This is a genomic window from Burkholderia sp. E168m23, assembly GCF_016586125.1.
Classification (GTDB): Bacteria; Pseudomonadota; Gammaproteobacteria; order Burkholderiales; family Burkholderiaceae; genus Burkholderia; species Burkholderia orbicola.
Genome location: NZ_BCPP01000557.1, coordinates 1 through 4,761, shown reverse-complemented (window position 1 = coordinate 4,761; position 4,761 = coordinate 1). Strand labels below are relative to the sequence as shown.

Sequence of the window (4,761 nt, the reverse complement as noted above, 5' to 3'; positions counted from 1 at the left end):
TTCCCAGCTGCTGACCTTCAACGGCGACCCGGCGCAATCGAGCCAGGCCGCGAACTACGAGACCGACGGGCTCCTGATCGTCGACGACGGCAAGGTCGTCGCGGCCGGCCCGTATGCGCCGCTCGCCGCGACCCTTGCGCGCGACGCGGTGGTCCACGACCTGCGCGACAAGCTGATCGTGCCCGGCTTCATCGACACGCACATCCACTATCCGCAGACGGACATGATCGCGTCGCCGGCGCCCGGCCTGTTGCCGTGGCTCGACAAGTACACGTTCCCGACCGAGCGCCAGTTCGGCGACCCCGAGCATGCGCGCGAAGTCGCCGACTTCTTCATCGACGAACTGCTCGCGTGCGGCACGACGAGCGCACTCGTCTACTGCACGGTGCACAAGCAGTCGGCCGATGCGCTGTTCGCCGCGAGCGACGCGCGCGATCTGCGGATGATCGCGGGCAAGGTGCTGATGGATCGCAACTGCCCCGAATTCCTGCGCGACACCGCGCAGTCGGGCTATGACGACAGCGCCGAGCTGATCGACCGCTGGCACGGCAAGGGCCGCCAGATGTACGCGCTCACGCCGCGCTTCGCGCCGACGTCGACCGAGGCGCAGCTGGAAGCGTGCGGCGAACTCGCGCGCCGCCATCCGGACGTGTTCGTGCAGAGCCACGTCGCGGAAAACGTCGACGAGGTGAAATGGGTGGCCGAGCTGTTCCCCGGCCATCGCAGCTATCTCGACATCTACGACCGCTACGGGCTGCTGCGTCCGCGCGCGGTGTACGGTCACTGCATCCATCTCGACGACGAGGATCGCCGCCGGATGGCCGAGACACGCACCGTCGTCGCGCACTGCCCGACATCCAACTTCTTCCTCGGCAGCGGCCTGTTCGACTTCGACAAGGCCGGCGAACATGACGTGCCGGTCACGCTCGCGACCGACGTCGGCGGCGGCACGTCGTTCTCGATGCTGCAGACGATGAACGAGGCGCACAAGGTCGCGCGGCTGTCGGGCCATCACCTGACCGCCACGCGGATGTTCTGGCTCGCGACGGCCGGCGCCGCGCAGGCGCTCGATCTCGCCGACACGGTCGGCACGCTCAAGCCGCGCACCGAAGCCGACTTCGTCGTGCTCGATCCGCAGGCGACGCCGCTGCTCGCGCGCCGCACGAAGCGCGCGGAGTCGCTCGAGGAACTGCTGTTCGCGTTCGCGCTGCTCGGCGACGACCGCGCGGTGTACCGCACCTATGCAGCCGGCGAACTCGTGCACGAGCGCGGCGCCGCGCGCCGCCCGGCCGCCGCGTAACGTCCGCGGGCTGCCTGCGGGCCGTCCGGCATGCGCGGCCGCCTGGCCGTCGTGCATGCCGGTAATCGAAATCCTCCGGTGCGCGGCACGGCGGCCTGGCCGCTTTCCGGCGTGCAACGGGCCATGCTAGAATTCGCCCCTCATTGGGGAGTAGCCGCTCCGCTCGATGTCCCGCGCCCCGGCGCGCATCGTGACGGAGGCGTCCGTCAACAGACTTGGCCGTTCGGCCATGGCGGACGCAGCCACGTTGGCCTGGCGAGACCGATGGTTCACTGCGCGCCGCATCAGGGCCCGGCGCGCGGCGAATCGTCGCTCGCACGCACAACAACGGCCCGTGGAACCCCATTCGTGTCCCAAGCCTTCCTGATCTCCACCGGCGCCGTCGCCCTCGCTGAAATCGGCGACAAGACCCAACTGCTTTCCCTCGTTCTGGCCGCGCGCTATCGCAAGCCGGTGCCGATCATTCTGGGCGTGCTCGTCGCGACGCTCGTCAACCACGGTTTCGCCGGCGCGCTCGGCGAATGGCTGGGCGTGCTCGTGACGCCGTCGATCATGCGCTGGGCGCTCGCGTTCTCGTTCATCGCGATGGGGCTGTGGATTCTCGTACCGGACAAGCTCGACGAGGACGAAGCCAATGCGACCCGCTCGCGGCTCGGCGTGTTCGGCGCGACGCTGGTGGCGTTCTTCCTCGCGGAAATGGGCGACAAGACGCAGATCGCGACCGTCGCGCTGGCCGCACGCTTCCAGGATTACATCGGCGTGGTGGCCGGCACCACGTTCGGGATGATGCTCGCGAACGTGCCGGCGATCCTGCTCGGCGACCGTTTCGCGCACCGTCTGCCGACGAAGCTCGTACACGGGATCGCGGCCGTGCTGTTCGTCGTGCTCGGCGCGCTGGCGCTGTTGGGTGTCGGGGTCTGACAGACAGGAAGGTGGCTGGCGCGGCCGGACGGCCGCGCCGAGTTGGCCGTCGCGCTACTTCGCGACGGCCGCGCCCGAGGCGGGCGCCGCCGGCACCGCGCGCTCGTTGGCGGCCGGCGCCGCCGGCCCGCCGCGCTTGTCGACCGGCAGCCGGACCGTGCGGACCGCGCCGTTCGACAACGGGAAATCGGCGAGCGCGCTGCGCGCGAGGAACGGCATCGCGTACAGCAGCGTGCCGTTGTCGCCGGTCGTACGCGCCGACACGTTGTAGACCTCCTTGCCCGTCGCGCGCTCGGTGATGCGGATGCCCAGCGTGTAGTCGAACACCTGGTAGGTCTGCGCGACATAGCCGGCCGGCATCGGCCCCCAGGGGCCCCACGGACCCCAGGGACTCCATGGCCCGCCCCGCCAGTACGGCCCGGGGCCCATGAACCACGGGTCATAGTAGACCGGCTGCGGCACCGTCACGAGATCGCTGCCGACCGCATAGGTCAGCCCGACGAGATAGCGTGCCTGCGACTGCGGCACCTGTCGGAACGCATACGCGGACAACTCGTTCGCAACGATCGGCTCGTAGGTCGACTGTTCGATGCTGTTCTTCTGCGCGTCCGTGCGCGTGAACGCATAGGTGCGGGTCGCGTCACTGCCGCTCCAGTCGGAGAAGGCCGTGACCCGGGTGGTCACGTAGCTGGTGCAGCCGGTCAGCAGCGCGACGCACAGCGCCGCCGCCCAGCCCGCACCGCGAAAAATCCATTCGCGTTTCATGTTGATCCTCGTCGATCCGTCACCCGTTCGTCGCACCGCGCGAAGCACAACGGGATGCCGATAATACGCGGACTCCCGGAAGCGGTAAAAAGTTCGCCCGGCACGCAGCCGCAAGCCTTTGTACAATGGCCCGGTTCGCCTGGCCCGCGCGACGGGCCCGTCCCCCACTCCACCGATCTCGACGACCATGTCCGACAACGCCTCCTCCACCGTGATCCGCCGCGCCGACTACACGCCGCCGGCCTTCCTCATCGATTCCGTCGCACTCGAATTCGATCTCGCGCCGGCCCGCACGATCGTCAGGAATACGATGCGCGTGCGCCGCAATCCGGATGCCGCGCCCGCGCCGCATCTGGAGCTGATGGGCGAGGCGCTCGAATTCCTCGGCGCGCGGCTGGACGGCGCGCCGCACGGCGCGGTGCGCGCGCACGAGCACGGGCTGACGGTCGAGAACGTGCCCGACGCTTTCGAGCTGACGCTCGAAAGCGCGTGCGCCCCCGACCAGAATACGACGCTGTCGGGCCTGTACGTGTCGAGCGGCAACTTCTTCACGCAGTGCGAAGCCGAAGGCTTTCGCCGCATCACCTACTTCCTCGACCGCCCCGACGTGATGGCGTCGTACACGGTCACGCTGCGCGCCGACAAGGCCGCGTACCCGGTGCTGCTGTCGAACGGCAACCTCGTCGATTCGGGCGACCTGCCCGACGGCCGCCACTTCGCGAAATGGGAAGACCCGTTTCGCAAGCCGAGCTACCTGTTCGCGCTGGTCGCGGGCAAGCTCGTCGCGATCGAGGAAACGATCACGACCGGCTCCGGCAAGGAAAAGCTGCTGCAGGTGTGGGTCGAACCGGCCGATCTGGACAAGACGCGTCACGCGATGGATTCGCTGATCCACTCGATCCGCTGGGACGAAAAGCGCTTCGGCCTCGAGCTCGATCTCGACCGCTTCATGATCGTCGCGGTCGGCGACTTCAACATGGGCGCGATGGAGAACAAGGGGCTCAACATCTTCAACACGAAGTACGTGCTGGCGAACCCCGAGACCGCGACCGACACCGATTTCGCGAACATCGAGTCGGTGGTCGGCCACGAGTACTTCCACAACTGGACCGGCAACCGCGTGACCTGCCGCGACTGGTTCCAGTTGAGCCTGAAGGAAGGCCTGACGGTGTTCCGCGACCAGGAGTTCTCGGCCGACATGGCCGCGGGCGACGAGGTCGAATCGGCGGCCCGCGCGGTCAAGCGCATCGAGGACGTGCGCGTGCTGCGCCAGTTGCAGTTCGCCGAGGACGCCGGCCCGATGGCGCACCCGGTGCGCCCGGAGAGCTACGTCGAAATCAATAACTTCTACACGATGACCGTCTACGAGAAAGGCTCGGAAGTCGTGCGGATGTACCAGACGCTGTTCGGCCGCGACGGCTTCCGCAAGGGGATGGATCTCTACTTCAAGCGCCACGACGGCCATGCGGTGACCTGCGACGACTTCCGCCACGCGATGGCCGACGCGAACGGGCGCGACCTCGCACAGTTCGAGCGCTGGTACAGCCAGGCCGGCACGCCGCGCGTGTCGGTGCGTACCGCGTACGACGCGGCCGCGCGCCGCTATACGGTCACCCTCGCGCAAGGCTACGGCGACGCGTCGCCGGCCGCGCGCGAAACGCAGCAAGGGCCGCTGCTGATCCCGTTCGCGATCGGCCTGATCGGCCGCGACGGCCGCGACCTGCCGCTGCGTCTGGACGGCGAAGCCGCCGCATCGGGCACGACGCGCGTGCTCG

General features: G+C 68.5%; 4 protein-coding genes and 1 riboswitch. Of the genes, 3 read left to right on the top strand and 1 reads right to left on the bottom strand.

Annotated features, from left to right (window positions below):
* The coding region (gene guaD / locus JMF90_RS24570) for a guanine deaminase (RefSeq protein WP_201325532.1) at positions 1-1,300 on the top strand (1,300 nt) is incomplete at its 5' end.
* Positions 1,301-1,433: 133 nt separating this feature from the next.
* A riboswitch (yybP-ykoY riboswitch) is annotated at positions 1,434-1,570 on the top strand.
* Between the two features lie 78 nt (positions 1,571-1,648).
* Positions 1,649-2,221 (top strand): TMEM165/GDT1 family protein, encoded by a 573-nt coding sequence (locus JMF90_RS24565; protein ID WP_012328109.1) that lies wholly within the window; start codon positions 1,649-1,651, stop codon positions 2,219-2,221.
* A gap of 54 nt (positions 2,222-2,275) precedes the next feature.
* Here JMF90_RS24565 and JMF90_RS24560 read toward each other — a convergent pair whose 3' ends face one another.
* A complete protein-coding gene (locus JMF90_RS24560; RefSeq protein WP_054927501.1) occupies positions 2,276-2,986 on the bottom strand; it encodes a DUF4136 domain-containing protein in 711 nt (236 codons plus the stop codon).
* Between the two features lie 187 nt (positions 2,987-3,173).
* On the opposite strand from JMF90_RS24560, the gene pepN reads away from it, so the two are divergent.
* Positions 3,174-4,761 (top strand): aminopeptidase N (pepN, locus tag JMF90_RS24555; RefSeq protein ID WP_201325531.1); only part of this gene is annotated, 1,588 nt, incomplete at its 3' end.

Bases quoted from the DNA above. Each gene is read 5' to 3' on its own strand.
- JMF90_RS24560 (WP_054927501.1), bottom strand. From the start codon at position 2,986: ATGAAACGCGAATGGATTTTTCGCGGTGCGGGCTGGGCGGCGGCGCTG.